The 17,358-nt window shown below is 37.6% G+C and carries 13 protein-coding genes; all 13 read right to left on the bottom strand.

All coding sequences use genetic code 11. The features are described 5' to 3' along the window. Positions 1-420: 420 nt before the first annotated feature. Positions 421-1,920: a lysine--tRNA ligase gene (lysS, locus tag AC07SW_RS12220; RefSeq protein ID WP_494632983.1), complete on the bottom strand. Its 1,500-nt coding sequence runs from the start codon at positions 1,918-1,920 to the stop codon at positions 421-423. Positions 1,921-2,036: 116 nt separating this feature from the next. Then, the gene (gene dusB, locus AC07SW_RS12215; RefSeq protein WP_494632981.1) at positions 2,037-3,032 is read right to left on the bottom strand and encodes a tRNA dihydrouridine synthase DusB; all 996 of its coding nucleotides are present in this window, start codon (positions 3,030-3,032) and stop codon (positions 2,037-2,039) included. 148 nt (positions 3,033-3,180) lie between these two features. Further along, a complete protein-coding gene (gene cysK, locus AC07SW_RS12210; RefSeq protein WP_119908625.1) occupies positions 3,181-4,116 on the bottom strand; it encodes a cysteine synthase A in 936 nt (311 codons plus the stop codon). Positions 4,117-4,242: 126 nt separating this feature from the next. Continuing rightward, positions 4,243-5,127, bottom strand: a complete 885-nt coding sequence (hslO, locus tag AC07SW_RS12205; protein WP_135023506.1) for an Hsp33 family molecular chaperone HslO — start codon at positions 5,125-5,127, stop codon at positions 4,243-4,245. Positions 5,128-5,200: 73 nt separating this feature from the next. After that, on the bottom strand, positions 5,201-7,375 hold the full coding sequence (gene ftsH / locus AC07SW_RS12200; RefSeq protein ID WP_119908627.1) for an ATP-dependent zinc metalloprotease FtsH: 2,175 nt from the start codon (positions 7,373-7,375) through the stop codon (positions 5,201-5,203). Positions 7,376-7,487: 112 nt separating this feature from the next. After that, on the bottom strand, positions 7,488-8,030 hold the full coding sequence (hpt, locus tag AC07SW_RS12195) for a hypoxanthine phosphoribosyltransferase (protein WP_034573274.1): 543 nt from the start codon (positions 8,028-8,030) through the stop codon (positions 7,488-7,490). Further along, positions 8,020-9,447, bottom strand: a complete 1,428-nt coding sequence (gene tilS / locus AC07SW_RS12190; RefSeq protein WP_494632978.1) for a tRNA lysidine(34) synthetase TilS — start codon at positions 9,445-9,447, stop codon at positions 8,020-8,022. The genes hpt and tilS overlap by 11 nt, the downstream gene beginning before the upstream one ends. A gap of 79 nt (positions 9,448-9,526) precedes the next feature. Beyond that, positions 9,527-10,027: a S1 domain-containing RNA-binding protein gene (locus AC07SW_RS12185; RefSeq protein ID WP_034573269.1), complete on the bottom strand. Its 501-nt coding sequence runs from the start codon at positions 10,025-10,027 to the stop codon at positions 9,527-9,529. A gap of 125 nt (positions 10,028-10,152) precedes the next feature. Further along, positions 10,153-10,635, bottom strand: a complete 483-nt coding sequence (locus AC07SW_RS12180; protein WP_119908629.1) for an FtsB family cell division protein — start codon at positions 10,633-10,635, stop codon at positions 10,153-10,155. 110 nt (positions 10,636-10,745) lie between these two features. Next, the gene (locus AC07SW_RS12175; RefSeq protein ID WP_119908630.1) at positions 10,746-11,027 is read right to left on the bottom strand and encodes an RNA-binding S4 domain-containing protein; all 282 of its coding nucleotides are present in this window, start codon (positions 11,025-11,027) and stop codon (positions 10,746-10,748) included. Continuing rightward, positions 11,024-12,085, bottom strand: coding sequence for a MazG nucleotide pyrophosphohydrolase domain-containing protein (locus AC07SW_RS12170; protein WP_119908631.1), 1,062 nt, complete (start codon positions 12,083-12,085; stop codon positions 11,024-11,026). Before AC07SW_RS12170 ends, AC07SW_RS12175 begins: the two co-directional genes overlap by 4 nt. 9 nt (positions 12,086-12,094) lie before the next feature. Next, positions 12,095-13,690 (bottom strand): putative polysaccharide biosynthesis protein, encoded by a 1,596-nt coding sequence (locus AC07SW_RS12165; RefSeq protein ID WP_494632975.1) that lies wholly within the window; start codon positions 13,688-13,690, stop codon positions 12,095-12,097. Between the two features lie 100 nt (positions 13,691-13,790). Continuing rightward, positions 13,791-17,324 (bottom strand): transcription-repair coupling factor, encoded by a 3,534-nt coding sequence (gene mfd, locus AC07SW_RS12160; protein WP_119908632.1) that lies wholly within the window; start codon positions 17,322-17,324, stop codon positions 13,791-13,793. Between the last annotated feature and the right edge of the window lie 34 nt (positions 17,325-17,358).

Raw genomic sequence — 17,358 nt, 5'->3', positions numbered from 1 at the left:
CTTGACCTAGTCAAGAGACCCTACACATTTGATTCGTCTTACTTTGTTCAGTTTTCAAAGGTCTAAGTTGTTTCGTTATTGTTTTGACAACTTCTATATATTAGCACGTTTAGAAGTTTGTGTCAACAACTTTTTTTATTTTCTTTTTCGCTAAGTTGTTGTTACGTCCTAGCGACATGTATAAATATAACAGGTATATCAAGGTTGGTCAACTCTTTTTTTGCTTTTTTTTATTTATTTTTATATTTATTAACAATATTTACAGAAGAGTTAAATCATACGCTTACACTTGGCAATAGACGAACTTTAGCGATAACGAAACTTCTATTGTACTGCATTGTTTTAAATGTATAATATCCAATAAAATATTTAATAAACAAAAAAAGAGAGTCTACGGCTTGTAGACCCTCTTTTTTACTATTAATTATTACGCATTGTTGGAAATAGCAATACGTCACGAATCGCTTGAGCATCTGTTAACAACATTACTAAGCGGTCAATTCCGATTCCTAATCCACCTGTTGGCGGCATTCCATATTCAAGAGCTTCTAAGAAATCTTCATCTAATTGATGTGCTTCGTCATTTCCTTCTGCTCGTTCTTGCATTTGTGATTCAAAACGTTCTCTTTGATCAATCGGATCATTTAATTCTGTAAATGCATTTGCATATTCATTTCCAACAATAAAGAGTTCGAATCGATCTGTGAAGCGTCCGTCTTTAGGATTTTTCTTCGCTAATGGCGAAATTTCTACAGGATGTCCATAGATAAATGTCGGTTGAATCAATTTCTCTTCTACAAAAGTTTCAAAGAATTCATTTACGACATGACCATATTGCATGTTCTCAGTAATTGCTACGTTATTGTCTTTTGCTAGTTGACGTGCTTCTTCATCTGTCATTACTTGCCAAAAGTCAACTCCAGATACTTCTTTAATAGCATCTAGCATGTGTTGACGTTTCCAAGTTGTTTCTAAATCAACATCTACACCACCATAAGTGATTTTAGCTGTTCCTAATACTCGCTCAGCTGCTGTACGAATGATTCCTTCTGTTAAATCCATTACGTCTTGATAGTCTGTGTATGCTGTATATACTTCTAACATTGTAAATTCTGGGTTGTGTGTTGTATCGACACCTTCGTTGCGGAATACTCGACCGATTTCGTAAACTTTTTCCATTCCTCCAACAATTAAGCGTTTCAAGTGCAACTCTAAGGCAATACGTAAATACAATTCCATGTCTAATGCATTATGATGCGTAATAAATGGACGCGCTGCTGCTCCACCTGCTAAATTGTGTAAAGTTGGTGTTTCTACTTCCAAGTAATCTTGTTCATTTAAATAATTACGAACTTCTTTAATGATTTGGCTACGTTTTGTAAAACGATCAAAGCTTTCTTTGTTACTAATCAAATCTAAGTAACGTTGACGGTAGCGTTGTTCTACATTTGTTAAACCATGATATTTATCTGGTAACGGACGTAGTGCTTTTGATAGTTGAACCAATGAAGTAGGCTTAATCGTTACTTCTCCAGTATCTGTTTTCATGATGATTCCTGTTACACCGATAAAATCGCCTAAGTCTGCGTTTTTAAAGATTTCATAGTCTTCCTCACCAACAGTGTCTTTTCGAACATAAATTTGAATTTGGCCTTTACGGTCTTGTAAATGAGCAAAGCCAACCTTACCTTTTCCACGCTTAGTCATGATTCTTCCAGCAACAGTTGCTGTTTCTTCCTTGGCTGCTAATTCTTCTTTAGTATCAGCATCATAAGCTTCATGTAATTCGCTTGATAGATGTGTTCTTTCAAAGCGACTGCCAAATGGATCGATGTCTTTTGCGTATAAATCGGCCAATTTTTCACGACGCACTTGTAATTGGTCATTTAATTCTTCTTGATTGTTAGTTTCGTGGCTCATTTTTTGCACTCCGTTTCTGTTTCGTTTTGTTTCTTCCATCTTTACTCTTTATAATGCCAATATAATTGAAAAAAAGCAAGGGAATTAAAGTTTTTATCTTTAATTTCCTTACGTTTTTATTTCACCTTGTTCAATTCTCGTTCTTCTGTCGCTTCTACAAATGCATCGAGTATACTTACCATTTCTTCTTGTCGAGTTGCTTGATTCACTGCTAGTTTAGTTTTTGCTGCACGTGAAATCCCTTTTAAATAGTAAGCAGCATGCTGACGGAATTCTCTAGTGGCAATGGTTTCGCCTTTTAAATCAACTAATCGTTCTAAGTGAAGCTTGGCTGTAGCAATTTTTTCTCTTGCTGGTGGTTCAGGTAGTAGAATTCCTGTTTCCAAGTAATGTTTGGTTTGATAAATCATCCAAGGATTTCCTAGCGCTGCGCGTCCAATCATTACGCCATCTGCACCAACCTCATCTAACATACGTTTAGCGTCCATTGGGGTTTTTACATCTCCGTTCCCCATGAATGGAATGGTTAGTGCTTGTTTCACTTCTTTTAAAACATCCCAGTCTGCTTGTCCTTCGTACATTTGGACTCTTGTCCGACCGTGCATTGCTACTGCTCCCGCTCCTGCTCGTTCTGCTGCTAATGCATTTTCAACAGCGAATACATGATCCAAATCCCAACCAATTCGCATTTTTACGGTTACTGGTAATTGAACAGCATCTGCAACTGCCGCAACCATTTCATAGACCTTATTAGGGTCCAACAACCATTTTGCGCCAGCTTCTGCTTTGATGATTTTATTTACTGGGCATCCCATATTAATATCGATAATGGCTGCTTGGGTATTTGCCTCAACAAATTTTGCAGCTTCCACTAGTGTATCTTTATCGCCACCAAAAATCTGAACGCTTAATGGGTACTCATTTTCTTCAATGTGCAGCATTTCTAAGGTTTTTTTATTGCGAGTTTGGATTCCTTTATCACTGATCATTTCACAAACAACTAAGCCTGCGCCAAATTCTTTTACAGTAACTCGGAAAGCTGCATTGCTAATTCCAGCCATTGGAGCAACTACAACACGATTGGGTATTTCAACGTCTCCTATTTTCCACATGGTTTATTTCCTCTTTTCTCTATATAGGTAACAATTGGATTGTTGGTTTAAATTTACTAGAGGTATCATAGCATAATTCACAAACAAGTAAAACTGTCTTGTTTGTAAATTAAAAAAACTTCCAATGATACTCATTGGAAGTTTTGAATTATTCGCCTTCTACTGCTGGGTATAGTGCTGTTGATAAATAGCGTTCGCCGTTGTCAGGTACTATCGCTAAAACGGATTTGCCTTTTCCTAACTTTTTAGCAACTTCAATTGCTGCTTTAATTGCTGCTCCTGATGAAATTCCAACAAGTATTCCTTCTTTAGTGGCAACTTCTCTTGCCATTCCTAACGCATCTTCGCTTGTTACTTCTAAAATTCCATCATAAATTTTCGTATCTAAGACACTAGGCACAAAACCTGCTCCAATTCCTTGGATTTTATGGGGACTTGGTGAGCCTCCTGCTAAAACAGGTGATTCAGCTGGTTCAACAGCGTAAATCAAGGTCGCTGGATTTGCTTGTTTTAAAACATGACCCACTCCAGTAAGAGTTCCACCAGTTCCAACGCCTGCAACAAATGCATCTGGTCCTTTTCCGTCAAACGCTTCTAAAATTTCAGGTCCAGTTGTCGCTTCATGGACTGCTGGATTCGCTAAATTGTCAAATTGCATTGGCATAAAATAATTGGGTTGTGCTGCTAATTCAGTCGCTTTGGCAATTGCACCTTTCATTCCTTCTGATCCTGGCGTTAATATTAAAGTCGCTCCATATGCTCTTAATAATTTGCGACGTTCAATACTCATAGTATCTGGCATAACTAAAATTGCAGGATAGCCTTTTGCTGCTGCTACCATCGCTAGACCTACACCCGTATTTCCACTTGTAGGTTCAACGATTGTGTTTCCGGGTTTTAAAACACCCTCTTCTTCTGCAACTTCAATCATATTCAATGCAATTCGATCTTTTACGCTACTTCCAGCGTTAAAAAATTCTAGTTTCACATAAACATCTGCAGCTTCTGCTGGAACAACTTGATTTAGCTTAACGATTGGGGTTTCTCCGATTAATTCTGTTACTGATGAAACAATTCTTACCATGTTGTTTCCTCCTCTATTTGTTCAACTTGGAACGTTAGCTTTATTTTAGAAATCTTACTTACTTTTGTCAAGTGAAATGCAAAAGCCGTTTTCTTTTATTTACAAAAGAAAACGGCTTGGATTTTTTTATTTAGCTAAGGCTTCTGCTCGTAATTCTATCAAATCTGTTTCTGAATAATGGTAGTGATTGCCACAAAAATGACAGCTTGCTTCAGCGCCATGATCTTCCTCAATCATTTCAGTGATTTCGTGTTCTCCTAATGCAATAATCGCTGTTGAAAAGCGTTCTTTTGAACAATCACATTTGAAACTGACTGGCATTTTTTCAAGAACTTTCACATTTTCTTTACCTAATAGACGATCTAATATTTCTTCTGGTTGCTCTCCTGCATCCATTAATTTTGATACCAATGGAATTTCAGCAATATTTTTTTCAATTGCAAGAAGCGTTTCATCTGTTGCTCCTGGCATTACTTGAATCATAAAGCCCCCTGCGGCTTTAATGGAATCGTCTGTGTCTACTAAAACACTTAATCCAATTGCTGAAGGCACTTGCTCTGAATTAGCCATGTAGTAGGTGAAATCTTCGCCTAGTTCGCCACTAACTAGCGGAACTTGTCCAGAAAAGGCTTCTTTTAAACCTAAGTCTTTTGTTACTGTTAGCGTCCCTTGAGTTCCGACTGCACCGCGAACATCGATTTTTCCTGAAGCGTTAGGAGGTAAACTCACACTTGGATTAGCAATATAGCCTTTTACTTCACCTCGGCCATTACTGTCTACAACGATGTGCCCAACTGGTCCGTCTCCATCCACTTTGACAGTCATTTTGTCGTCACCTTTTAAAGTTGCACCTAACAACAGTGCACCAACCATCGTTCTTCCTAATGCAGCAGATGATGCGCTCCATGTATCATGTCTTTTTTGAGCTTCACTAACGGTTTCTGTTGCACAAAGTGCGTAAGCTCTAATTTGCCCCTCGTAACACACACTTTTTAATAAATAATCTGACATTCTGTTTCACCTCATATTTTGATAAAAGAAGGACACAACAAATGTTGTATCCTCTTTTTGAACGATTTAATTTTTATTTGTAACGATCTGAGAAGTTGTTGTCGTCGTATTCAGACTTAGCTTCTTCCTCTGTTTTTTCTTTTTGTTCTGCTTTCACTTCATCAGAAGCTTCTTTGGCTTCAACATGTTCTTCCACTTCTTCTTCATGAAGTTCTTGCTTACGTTCCGCTAGTTCAGCTTCTTCTTGTTTCATTTTTTCAGCTTCTTTAGCTTCTAACGCCTTTTTTGCCTCTTCAAAGGTTGCACCTTTTTCACTTGGAAATTCAGGGTTTTCTTGACCTTTTGCTAGTGGCATTTCGCCTGTTTCAAATAGACTCTTGATTGTGCGTTCGTCTAATGTTTCTAATTCTAGAAGTTTTTCAGCAATCAATTTGTGTTGTGCTTTATGTTCTTCTAAGATACGACGAGCTTCCACGTGAGCGTCATTTAACAGTTTGCGTACTTCTTCATCGATTTCATATGCAACTTGTTCTGAATAAGCTTTTGTTTGACCGTAGTCACGACCAACAAAGACTTGGTGGTTTCCTTCATATTGAACAGGACCTAAACGATCACTCATTCCGTATTCAGTTACCATGCTACGAGCTAAGCCTGTTGCTTGTTCAAAGTCGTTACTTGCGCCAGTCGATTGAACGCCGAAGACCATTTCTTCCGCTGTACGTCCACCAAGCAATCCAACAATTTGTTCAAACATTTCTGTTTTAGTCATTAAGAAACGATCTTCTTTTGGAAGCATAATGGCATATCCGCCAGCACGGCCACGAGGTACGATGGTTACTTTGTGAACAACGCGTGCGTCACTTAGTACCATACCAACGATGGTATGTCCTGATTCATGGTACGCAACCATTTCACGTTCTTTTTTACTGATAACGCGGTCTTTTTTAGCTGGACCTGCAATTACGCGGTCTTGTGCTTCATCGACATCTAGCGCGTCAATTTTAGTTTTATTTCGACGAGCTGCAACTAATGCAGACTCATTTAATAGGTTTTCTAAATCCGCACCGGCAAAGCCTGGTGTTTGTTGTGCTACTACTTTTAAATCTACGTCATCTGCTAAAGGTTTGTTTTTAGCGTGGACTTTAAGAATTGCTTCACGTCCTTTAACATCTGGACGGCCTACTAAGATTTGACGGTCAAAACGACCTGGACGAAGTAAGGCTGGATCTAATACGTCTGAACGGTTGGTTGCAGCAATGATGATGATGCCTTCATTTCCTGTAAATCCATCCATTTCAACTAATAATTGGTTTAGGGTTTGTTCACGTTCGTCGTGTCCGCCACCCATACCTGCACCACGTTGACGACCAACTGCATCGATTTCATCGATAAAGATGATTGCTGGAGCATTTTTCTTCGCTGTTTCAAATAAATCACGTACGCGGCTTGCACCGACCCCTACAAACATCTCAACGAAATCTGAACCTGAGATTGAGTAGAAAGGAACGCCAGCTTCACCTGCTACGGCTTTTGCTAGTAAAGTTTTACCAGTTCCGGGAGGTCCTTCTAATAGAACACCTGCTGGAATTCTAGCTCCTAAAGCAACAAAACGTCTTGGGTCTTTAAGGAATTCAACTACTTCAACTAATTCTTGTTTTTCTTCCTCAGCTCCTGCTACATCTGAAAAACGAATTTTGTTGGCTTTGCTGTCAGCTTCTTTAGCTTTTGATTTACCAAAGCTCATCACGCCACGTCCGCCGCCTTGTCCACCTTGACCGCCTTGTCCCATCATTAGATAGAAGAAGAAAATCAAAATAATGATTGGCGCCATTGTCATTAATAGAGTTAACCAGATTCCTGGAGTATCCTCTTCTAATGGTGTCATCGTTACTTTTTTATCTTGAGCAATACCGTTAATTTCACTAACAATCGAGTCATTTTGTAAGACTGTTGTTGTAAAGTTCTTGCTCTTAGCGTCTGTTGAACCAAAGATTTTTAGTCCAGACGAGCTGTCTTTCACTTTTTGTTCGTCACGATATTCCCCAGTGATGTTATAAACCCCACCACTTGGTTGGATGTTAAATTTTGCTATTTTGCCGTCTTTCAATTGAGTTACGAAGTCACTTCCTGAAAGCTTGTTACTTTGTTCGCCAGTTGATCCACCAGTTGCCCAAGTTACAATTCCAATGATTCCTAAGAAAACAATTGCATAGAAGACGCCACTTTTAAAGAGTCCATTCTTCTTCATATTCGCCCTCCTTCTACACATGAGTCTGTCTCATGTTGTATGGTTAATTTTACTTTTTATAGTATTGTTTCAATTCTAGACTATCATAACATATTTGACCTTCATTGACCATTTATTTCTCTTGGTAAATCTCAGGTTTTAAAATTCCAATATAAGGTAGATTACGATAACGTTCTGCATAGTCCAAGCCATAGCCTACGACAAATTCATTTGGTACTAAGAAGCCAACATAGTCCGCTGTAATATCCACAACGCGTCCTTCTGGTTTGTCTAAAAGCGTCACAATTTTAACTGATTTGGCTTGACGATACTTAAATAAGTCAACTAAGTAAGCTAACGTTCTGCCGCTGTCGATAATATCTTCAACAATCAAGATGTCACGTCCAGTTACATTGGTATCTAAGTCTTTAATGATTTTTACTTCTCCTGAGGAAACAATATCATTTCCATAACTTGAAACATCCATGAAGTCCATTTCTAAATAGGTATCAATTTCTTTGACAACATCTGACATAAAGAAAGTTGCGCCTTTAAGAACACCTACTACAAGCGGATTCTTACCTTGATATTCCTCTGTTAACTGTTTACCTAGTTCTACGGTTTTAGTAGCCAATTCTTCTCTTGAGAAGAGGATACGTTCAATATCATTTTGCATTTATCGTTTTCTCCTTTTCAATACCCTCATTTTTATCGTAAACGAGTATGTATTGTATTTTATCAGTTTCTTTAGCAATAGACAATTGGGATTCCTTATATTCTATCAACCAAATAATTTTTTTTTGATTATCGGCGATCAAATATGCTTGATTACGCTGTTCTAGCGGTATTTTTTGATCTATTAAAATATCTTTAAGTTTTTTGTGACCTCTGCTTTTTCCTTTTAAGCTCATTTTATCACCAGGCAACCGATTTCGGATGGTTAGCGGTAATTCTAGCGAAGCTGGATTAAGATAGATCACCAATTGATTGGGTGTTTCTTTTTCTTTGTAATCTGTTGTTTTAAAAAAACCAACGCGCTCACCGTTTGGTAGGTCAACCCATGAATTCAATGGCAATTCGGTTGAATAAAAACTGGATTTACTGATTATTTTTTCGTTTGTTACGTAAAATGAATCGTAGCTTTTAATGCCGTACCATTGATTTGAAAAATGAAGCTCCCCATTTGGTTGTTGACTTTCTATTAATTCGAGTATTTTTGCTAGATGGTTTCGTTGATAACTAAAGGTGGTTTGCTTCAATAATTCTTGTAAAAAATGGTTTAAGATTTGTTTTCTTAAACTAGAAGGATACTGTTGAAAATCGGAAATGGTTAGTTTCCAAGTTCCTTTGCTTTCTTGTTTAACCACTTTTTGATAGCTTGTCATTATTTGTAGTTGAGCAATCTCAAGTATTTCTTGTAAGTCATTTGAAAAATCATTAAAATGTTGAATCACTTGCGGATTTTCCTTCTTCAACAATGGCAGAATATGGTTACGATATCGATTTCTTGTGTATCCATCATCAAGGTTTGTTTTATCCTCAAAGTAGACGACCTGATGGTTTTTGCTATATTCAAGAAGTTGACCTTTTGTAAAAGCAAGTAACGGACGAACGAGCTGTTTATGGTAAAACTCTCGGTCTGTCTGAATTCCTGCAATGCTTTCAAGATGTCCACCTCTCACTAAACGCATTAAAATCGTTTCTGCTTGATCGTCTCCATGATGAGCTGTTACTAAATGGCTGATTTTTTCTTCAGCCATTATTTTTTTAAAAAACTCATAACGAAAAGTTCTGGCAGCGGCTTCAGTTCCTGTTTTTGGTTGCTCGGATTTTTCCCATTTTGTTGAAAAATAAGGGATCCCGTTGTCTAAACAAAAAACTTCTAGAAAAGCGGCTTCATTTTGAGATTCGTTTCGTAGCTGATGATTAACATGGGCTACTGCAAACCACGGTTTTACTTTTAATGGCAACTTCATAATTAAATCTAGCAATACCATAGAGTCTACACCTGTTGACACAGCCAGCAAAAGTCGATCGTTTTTTTTCCAAAAGGTTTGTTTGTAACATTCACTTAAAAAATTGCTTTCGAGCATCTGCATGGCCCCCTTCAGGATCATTCTTTTTTTGAATAAACATAAAAAAGGATAAGTTTCCTTATCCTTATCATCTATTTTAGTTACGACGTCCGCCTCGTCCGCCTCGTTTTCCTTCAGTATTGCGTTTTAATGAAGTTAAACGATCGTCACTATCTTTTAAAAATGAAGTCATCAATGAATCAAAATCTTCTTTTTTAGGAACTGCGTTGCGATTGTTACGGTCATTTCTTTGGTTTTGATAACCACCACTGCTACGTCCGCCACCGCTGTCTCTTCCGCCGCCACCTTCACGACGTCCTTGATAGCTTGACTCACGTCTTGCTGGAGCTGCTGATTCGGGTTTGTCTACTGCACGACGAATTGAAAGACCAATTTTGCCGTCGTCTCCGATAGACATTACTTTAACCGTTACGTCATCTCCTACTTTTAAAACATCTTTAATGTCTTTAATAAAGGTATCAGATACTTCACTAATGTGAACAAGACCTGTTTTACCTTCACCTAAATCAATAAATGCACCAAAATTTGTAATACCTGATACTTTTCCTGAAATTTTACTTCCTACTTCAATTGACATAAAAAATATGTTCCTCCTTAAAACTTGTAAGCTCATTATAGCACGCTACTTGGCTACTTCAAAAGACTATTTACTCAAATTTTGTTAAATTTGTAAATATTTAATCAATAATACACTTAAAACTCTTAGTTAGAGCTGTTTTCTTGCTTATTATCCTTTTTTTCTTCACTAGATTTATTTTTTTCAGTTTCTTCTGATTTCTTTTTTGTTTCTTCCAATATCTTGGCTGCGTTATCTTCTGGTAAGCTAAAGATAATCTCACCGTCTTTTGATAGATAATACTTGCTACGAGCAAGCTTAGTAACAAAGTCATCATCTTTCAATTGATTGATTTGGTTGTTTAATAAACGTTGTTCGGCTTGAACTTTTTTCAAGTTTTTTTCTGCTTGAATTTTTTCTCGATTCATTTTTGCAACTTCTTGACGGTTGACTAAAATTGTAATCGAAAGCCCCACGATGATAATCGCTCCAACTAAACTAATAAGAAAGATTCTTCTTCGCATATGTCGTTTTTGCTTCTTTTCACGATGATTTTGAAGATTTTTTTCTTGGGTATACTCATTTTTCAAGTTTTCGACATTGCTTGGTTGGTGATTGTGTTTCTTCATTTTTCCACTCCTCGATTTGAAAAAACTAAGAGTCTTTTGCACTTGGATAAAGTTGTTAGCTTCGTTTTACTCGTCTCTTTAATAGTACAAGAAAGTCGCAGCTTTGTCTATTAAGAGTCCGCCCCATCAGGAGTATCTACTTTGTACGTTTCGCTAATAATTGTGTACATATTTTTCGCTTCATCTTTTTTAGTCGTTTCGATAATACGGTCAATTTTTACAACTAGTGTTTTATTGCCAAAAGCAATACTTAATTCATCGCCAATTTTTACATCTGTTGATGATTTTGCCGCAAGTCCATTAACTTGAATTCTACCTTTATCTGCTACTTCTTTTGCTACTGTACGACGCTTGATAATTCGCGATACTTTTAAAAATTTATCTAGTCTCATGGTTGTTCCCTCTTTTCTTCTGCTTTTATTTTTTGCCAAAGTTTATCTAATTCTTCGATTGTATTGATTTCCACGCCATCAAAAACATGGGGGTGTCTTCTGCGCAATTTTTTATTCAGTGTTGTGAGGACATCTTCTAATGTGAAATAGCCTTCTCTTTCGCCAAATCCTGTGTGATACAAGACTTGCATTAAAACGTCTCCTAATTCTTCAATGGTGTTTTCTGTATCTTCATTTTCAATTGCTTGAATTAATTCTGCGGTTTCCTCTTTTAAATAAGGAATCAAGGTCTCATGGGTTTGTTCTTGAATCCAGATATCGCCATTTTCACCGGTAATCGCATCCATGTAGGTTTGCAAGGTAGCAAATGCAGCAACGCGTTCGTCTAATTCTAACGGAGGAACGTAAAGGGACGTTAAATTATGGACGCCTTCCATTCGATCGATTTCGTATAAAGGCAACCAGTCAATTTGTTCCTCTTTACTTCCTGCTGAATGAACGAGTGCCACTTGATGATCGTCTGGATAGATTTCCATTAAGGTCAGCTTCACATCACTTGCGATAAATTCATTAAAGACTTGCATGATAATAACGTGTTGGCTCATTTGAATCTCGTCTTGTCTTAAAGCTAGTGCGTCTAATAATTGGAAGCCTTCAACTGGATCTATCTTCACTGCTTGAAAGAAATCGTCTAAGAAGCTTTTTCCGCCTTTAATTGTCACTTGGATGCCTTTTGTGTTTGCTAGCAATAATTGAACTGATTTTTCAGCGACCATTGGATGACCTGGTACGGCATAGACAATTGGTTTTTCTGTTTTTTGCGCACTATCAATTAATTTTTCGACAATGGTTTCATAGACATTTTCAAATTGGTCGTTTGCTTCATAAATCTCATCAAAGGAGGTGAAATGAAGATTTTCTTCTTCTAAATTCGCAACAACTGGATGTAATTTTGTTCGTAAATAAACAGGGTAATCTGCTTTTAATAGTTGATAGACGCCAAAAGGCAACTGCTCTATATCTCCTGGGCCTAAACCAACAACAAGGATTTCTCCCATAATAATTTCCTACTTTCTTAATAGCTTTTTGCCAAAGGGCATGTAGAGCCATTCTCTAATTGTAAACAGTTTCCACTTTAAAATACTAAAGCCAAAGATACTGACTCCGACAATTATCCCAATGAAAGTGACTAGAATTGCGCCACTTCGTCCGGAAAATAGTGGGAATAGACTTAAAAATAGCACTGTCAGCAAGACAACAAATGTCATCACCCAACAACATAATACTAATTTTACCAAAAATCCGCCACGTAAGATACTGCCTTTAAGTGCAACAGGAGAACCAATCCATAGGCAACTTAAAATAACCGCTAAACTCATTACTGTTGCTAGACTTGCCCCTAGTGTTCCAAAAGCCCTCACCAAAAGATCGTTAAATAAAACTTTGACTACCAAACCGACTAGAAGTGCAATCATTGCTAAACGGTGTTGGTTGCGACTTTGTAAAATAGCATTGTACGCCCCAATTAACGATGCCAAAATGATTGATAGCAGGTAGATGCTTAAAACACCATTTCCTGCTCGATCTCCAAATAAAACGTGATTAATATAAGGCAATAAAACCAACATTCCAGAGGTCGCCGACATCGCAAAAGCTGTCGTAATCCTAAGAAGCGAAACGGCTGTGCGCTGGAATTCAAATTCTCTTTTTGAAACATAATAATTGCTTAGCATCGGTACCAAGCTAGCTGCGAATCCAGTTCCTACAACCATTCCTAATTGAACAAGCGGTTGTCCGCGGTCATAAATTCCTTTTAAGTTCTTAGCTACGTCAGGGGAAATTCCACTTAAGGTCATCCCTTTGTATAATGTAAAGGAGTCAATTAACTGCAATAAAATCAACATCGCACTTAAAATACAGATAGCTGTTCCTTCTGTCAAAAAACGATAAAGCAAGGTTGAATAGCTTGTTGGTTGATACAATTCTTCGCTTCCTTGTTTTTCAAAAGCTGGCGCTATAAAATTCGCTTCTTTTTTTACATAATAATAATAGGCTAATACCAATAACGCTGCGATTCCTGCAATCCACGCGCTACTCATCGCAATGGTTCCCATTTGATAGTCTGTCCAGCCTAATTTCAGATAGAGAAAAGCAGCGATCAAAATGACCGCAACACGCACAACCTGTTCAACGACTTGAGATACGGCAGTAGGCAGCATGCGATAGGTTCCTTGAAAGTACCCTCGCCAAACAACTAAAAAAGGCATACATAGAAACATCCAGGAAACCGCTTGGACGAGGGGTGTTAGTCCGCTGTCTCCCATTAAACTTGCAATTTTTCCAGCAAAACCATAGATTCCAGCAAATAACACGATTGAAAAAATGCTTAGAATGACGAAAGTTCGTTTGAGTAATTCTTTTTGACTGCTCTGTGACTTTCTTTCTGCTACTAATTTTGATAAAAAGATTGGAAAGCCTGATAAAGCAAAGGTCATGCCGATTCCATAGAGTGGGTAAACTTGCTGATACACGTAGAATCCTGTATTTCCTACCATATTTTGGAAAGGAACACGGTAAACGGCGCTTAGTATTTTAGCAATTAATGAAGCTACAGATAAAATCACTGCGCCATTCATCATATGCTTCATTTGTTTATTTCCCATTTATACACCTACATTCGTTAAGTCTTAAAATAAATTTTGACTTTCGTTCTTTTTATCGAATTATACGTTTAACTTCTTAAGAAAAGCTGAAGTTTCTGCTTTATTTTTCAGATGCTTCACTTTTTTCTACGAAGTAAGCTGCAACATTTTCTGCAAATTTTTGCAAATAATCTAACCATTGATAGGTTGGCTCATTGTTTAATTGGAAGGTTACGACTAATTTTTCTTTTTTAACAGCGACATTCGCTCTTAATGGAATATCGCCCAGTGCTTTGAATACTTCTTCAGCTGGCAATTTTTCAGTGCCTGATTGAGAAAGAGTGACGTCAATTTGATTGTTGTTACGTTTAATAAATTCAATTAAGGCTTTTTCGCTATGCATTTTAATTAGTCCAATCGATAGTAAATCAGCTACTTCATCTGGATATTCGCCAAATCGGTCAATTAAATCATCTTGTAGCATAGTATATTCTTCTAAGTCTTTTAATTCACGAATGCGTTTATAGATTTCAATTTTTTGACGTTCATCTTCTATATACGTGCCTGGTAAATAGGCATTGATTGCCAAATCAATTTCCACCTGTGTTTTCTCTTCCTTAACTTCTTCGCCACGTTTTCGCATCACGGCTTCACTTAGCATTTCAGAATACAAGTCAAATCCGACGGAATCAATAAAGCCATGTTGTTGTGCACCTAATAAATTTCCTGCCCCACGGATGGATAAATCGCGCATCGCGATCTTAAAACCTGAACCTAACTCGGTAAAGTCTTTGATGGCTTGCAGTCGTTTTTCGCTGACTTCATTTAGTACCTTGTTTGCTTGATACATGAAATAGGCGTAGGCTACTCTGTTGCTTCGGCCCACTCGTCCTCTTAGTTGATAGAGTTGAGACAAGCCCATATGATCGGCATTTTCAACAAATAAGGTGTTCACATTTGGGATATCAACGCCGGTTTCGATAATCGTCGTCGTTACAAGAACATCATATTCACCTTCAACGAACTGGTATAAAATACTTTCCAACTGTCCTTCTGTCATTTGACCATGTGCATAGGCAATTTTAGCATCTGGAACGAGCATTTGCAGCTCATCTACCTTTTTCTCAATTGTTTCAACACGATTGTAGAGATAAAAGACTTGCCCGCCACGTGTTAGCTCTCGCTCGATGGCTTCACGAATAGCTCCTGGATTTTGCTCCATCACGTAGGTTTGAACAGGGTAGCGATTTGCTGGTGGTGTTTCGATAACTGATAAATCACGTACGCCTAGCATTGACATGTGTAAGGTTCTTGGAATTGGTGTTGCTGTTAACGTTAGCACGTCCACTTGTGATTTTAACTGTTTTAATTTTTCTTTGTGCTTCACGCCAAATCGTTGTTCTTCATCAACTACTAATAAACCTAAATCATAAAAATCAATATCTTTTGAAAGGATTCGGTGAGTGCCGATGACGACATCCACTTTCCCTGTTTTAATGCCTGCAATTGTTTCCGTTTGTTGTTTTTTCGTTCTAAAACGACTTAACAATCCTATCTCAATTGGAAAATCTTCAAATCGGGTAACAAGACTTTCGTAATGTTGCTGAGCTAGAATGGTTGTTGGGACTAAGAACGCGGCTTGTTTGCCATCTTGTACGGCCTTAAAAATAGCACGCATAGCGACTTCGGTTTTTCCGTACCCTACATCTCCAACTAACAGGCGATCCATTGGCTTTTTCTTTTCCATATCGTGTTTGATTTCAGCTGCACTACGTAGTTGATCGTCGGTTTCTGAGTATGGAAAGGCGTTTTCAAATTCAACTTGATAGCCATCATCTGGTGAGAAGGCATACCCTACTTCTGATTCTCTGGCTGCGTATAGCTCAATCAAATCATCGGCAATGTCTTCTATTTTAGCGGCTACTTTTTTCTTCGTTTTCGCCCACTCTGCGCCTCCTAATTTATTGATTTTTGGAGTTTTCGCTTCAGAGGAAACGTATTTTTGCAGTAAGTTAATTTGAGTTACGGGAATAAACAGCTTGGCATCGTCTTTGTAGATCACTGACATATAATCTTGATGAATGCCATTGATTTCAAGAGTTTCCATTCCAGTGTATTTTCCGATTCCGTGATTGACATGGACGACAAAATCACCTGGGTTTAACTCGGTGTAGCTTTTTAAACGCTCTGCATTGGATAAGGTTTGTCTGCGAGCTGTTTTTTTCGTCACTTTATTAAACATTTCGCGTTCATTTAGGACAACAATTTTTTCTTTTGGCAATTCAAATCCGTTGTGGATTTCGCCTGTGGTAATTTGAACGAGTCCTGTTTCTAATTTTTTAGGTTTAACGACTTTGCTTACTATTTCAAAATCTTTAAAGGTTTGATGGACTTTTTTAGCGCGTTCGTTGTCTGGAACCATTACGATAATCGTATTTTTTTGCTTCGTCCAGCGTTCCATTTCTGTTTTTAATAGAGGCATTTGGCCAAAAAATTGTTGCATACTTCGATATTGGAAGGGATGAATTTGAGCAAATCGAAGATTTCCCATACCTTTTTGAAATAGTGAGAAGTATAGAATGTCTTGTTCTTGATTTTTCATTACGCTTCTTAATTCATTTGAAAAGACTTGATCTCGTAAAATTTTGCGTTCAGCTAGCTTATTCGTCATCCACTCAGCTTCTTCTTCAACTAGTCGACGCTCGGTTTCTAAAATACGTGGGTACTCGTCCATAATGATTAAGCTGTTTTTGTGAATATACTCAAGTACAGTTGTATGCTTTGGATAGACAAAATCGGTATACATCACTAACTTATCCGTTGGCTCGCCTTTATCAAAAGCATCCACGATTGGGCTTAGCTGTTGATGGAAAATTTCTTTTTCACTTGCATCCATAATTAAATCGTGGTTTCGTTCAACTGCTTCACTAAATGCTGTTGCGCCTTTTTGTAGGAGCTCTTTGGTAAACAAGACATCTGTTGCAGGCAAAATAGTGATTTTCTCAATATTTTCAATTGAGCGTTGGGTATCTGCTTCAAAATAGCGTAGTGAGTCGATTTCAGTATCGAATAAATCAACTCGGATAGGGTGTTCTTCTGTTAGTGGGTAGATATCGACAATCCCACCTCGAATGCTAAATTCACCTGGTTTCCCTACTAAATGCTCTCTTGTATAGCCCATATTCACTAATTGTTCAGCTAAATGAGTTGGATCTAATTCGCCACCTTGTTTCATTTTAAATCTTGCTGCTTTCCAAATTTCTTTTGGTGGCAATAGCTTACGAATGCCAGATAATGGAATAATGACGATACCTTTTTTACCTGACAGTAAGAAATCTAGTGTTGCTACTCGCTCGGCACGGTATTCAGGGGACGAGACGGACATTTCTGCTTGAATCATTTCATCTACGGGGAATAAATGTAGTTGGTCTTCTGGAACAAATCCTGAAAAATCTTCAATCAGTTGACTGGCATGAAATAAATTGTGCGCGACGATAACAATCGGTTTTTTCTTTTGTTCTAAAATCGTACTGATGACTAGTGTTCTTGCTGATCCTGATAAACCAGTAACTAATTGAACCGTATTTTGACCAATCGATTCAAGTAAATTCGCTATATCAGGAGTCGTTGCTAAGAGTTGTTTAATATCACTCATTTAAATGCTCCTTTATTCTATTATTTCTAAGTAA

It is taken from the genome of Carnobacterium sp. GW821-FHT04C06 (assembly GCF_059420345.1).
This window is presented reverse-complemented; position numbering and strand designations above follow the sequence as displayed.

Excerpts from the sequence above, each read along its gene's own strand:
- lysS (WP_494632983.1), bottom strand. The coding sequence starts at position 1,920 with ATGAGCCACGAAACTAACAATCAAGAAGAATTAAATGACCAATTACAA.
- dusB (WP_494632981.1), bottom strand. The coding sequence starts at position 3,032 with ATGTGGAAAATAGGAGACGTTGAAATACCCAATCGTGTTGTAGTTGCT.
- cysK (WP_119908625.1), bottom strand. The coding sequence starts at position 4,116 with ATGGTAAGAATTGTTTCATCAGTAACAGAATTAATCGGAGAAACCCCA.
- hslO (WP_135023506.1), bottom strand. The coding sequence starts at position 5,127 with ATGTCAGATTATTTATTAAAAAGTGTGTGTTACGAGGGGCAAATTAGA.
- ftsH (WP_119908627.1), bottom strand. The coding sequence starts at position 7,375 with ATGAAGAAGAATGGACTCTTTAAAAGTGGCGTCTTCTATGCAATTGTT.
- hpt (WP_034573274.1), bottom strand. The coding sequence starts at position 8,030 with ATGCAAAATGATATTGAACGTATCCTCTTCTCAAGAGAAGAATTGGCT.
- tilS (WP_494632978.1), bottom strand. The coding sequence starts at position 9,447 with ATGCTCGAAAGCAATTTTTTAAGTGAATGTTACAAACAAACCTTTTGG.
- AC07SW_RS12185 (WP_034573269.1), bottom strand. The coding sequence starts at position 10,027 with ATGTCAATTGAAGTAGGAAGTAAAATTTCAGGAAAAGTATCAGGTATT.
- AC07SW_RS12180 (WP_119908629.1), bottom strand. The coding sequence starts at position 10,635 with ATGAAGAAACACAATCACCAACCAAGCAATGTCGAAAACTTGAAAAAT.
- AC07SW_RS12175 (WP_119908630.1), bottom strand. The coding sequence starts at position 11,027 with ATGAGACTAGATAAATTTTTAAAAGTATCGCGAATTATCAAGCGTCGT.
- AC07SW_RS12170 (WP_119908631.1), bottom strand. The coding sequence starts at position 12,085 with ATGGGAGAAATCCTTGTTGTTGGTTTAGGCCCAGGAGATATAGAGCAG.
- AC07SW_RS12165 (WP_494632975.1), bottom strand. The coding sequence starts at position 13,690 with ATGGGAAATAAACAAATGAAGCATATGATGAATGGCGCAGTGATTTTA.
- mfd (WP_119908632.1), bottom strand. The coding sequence starts at position 17,324 with ATGAGTGATATTAAACAACTCTTAGCAACGACTCCTGATATAGCGAAT.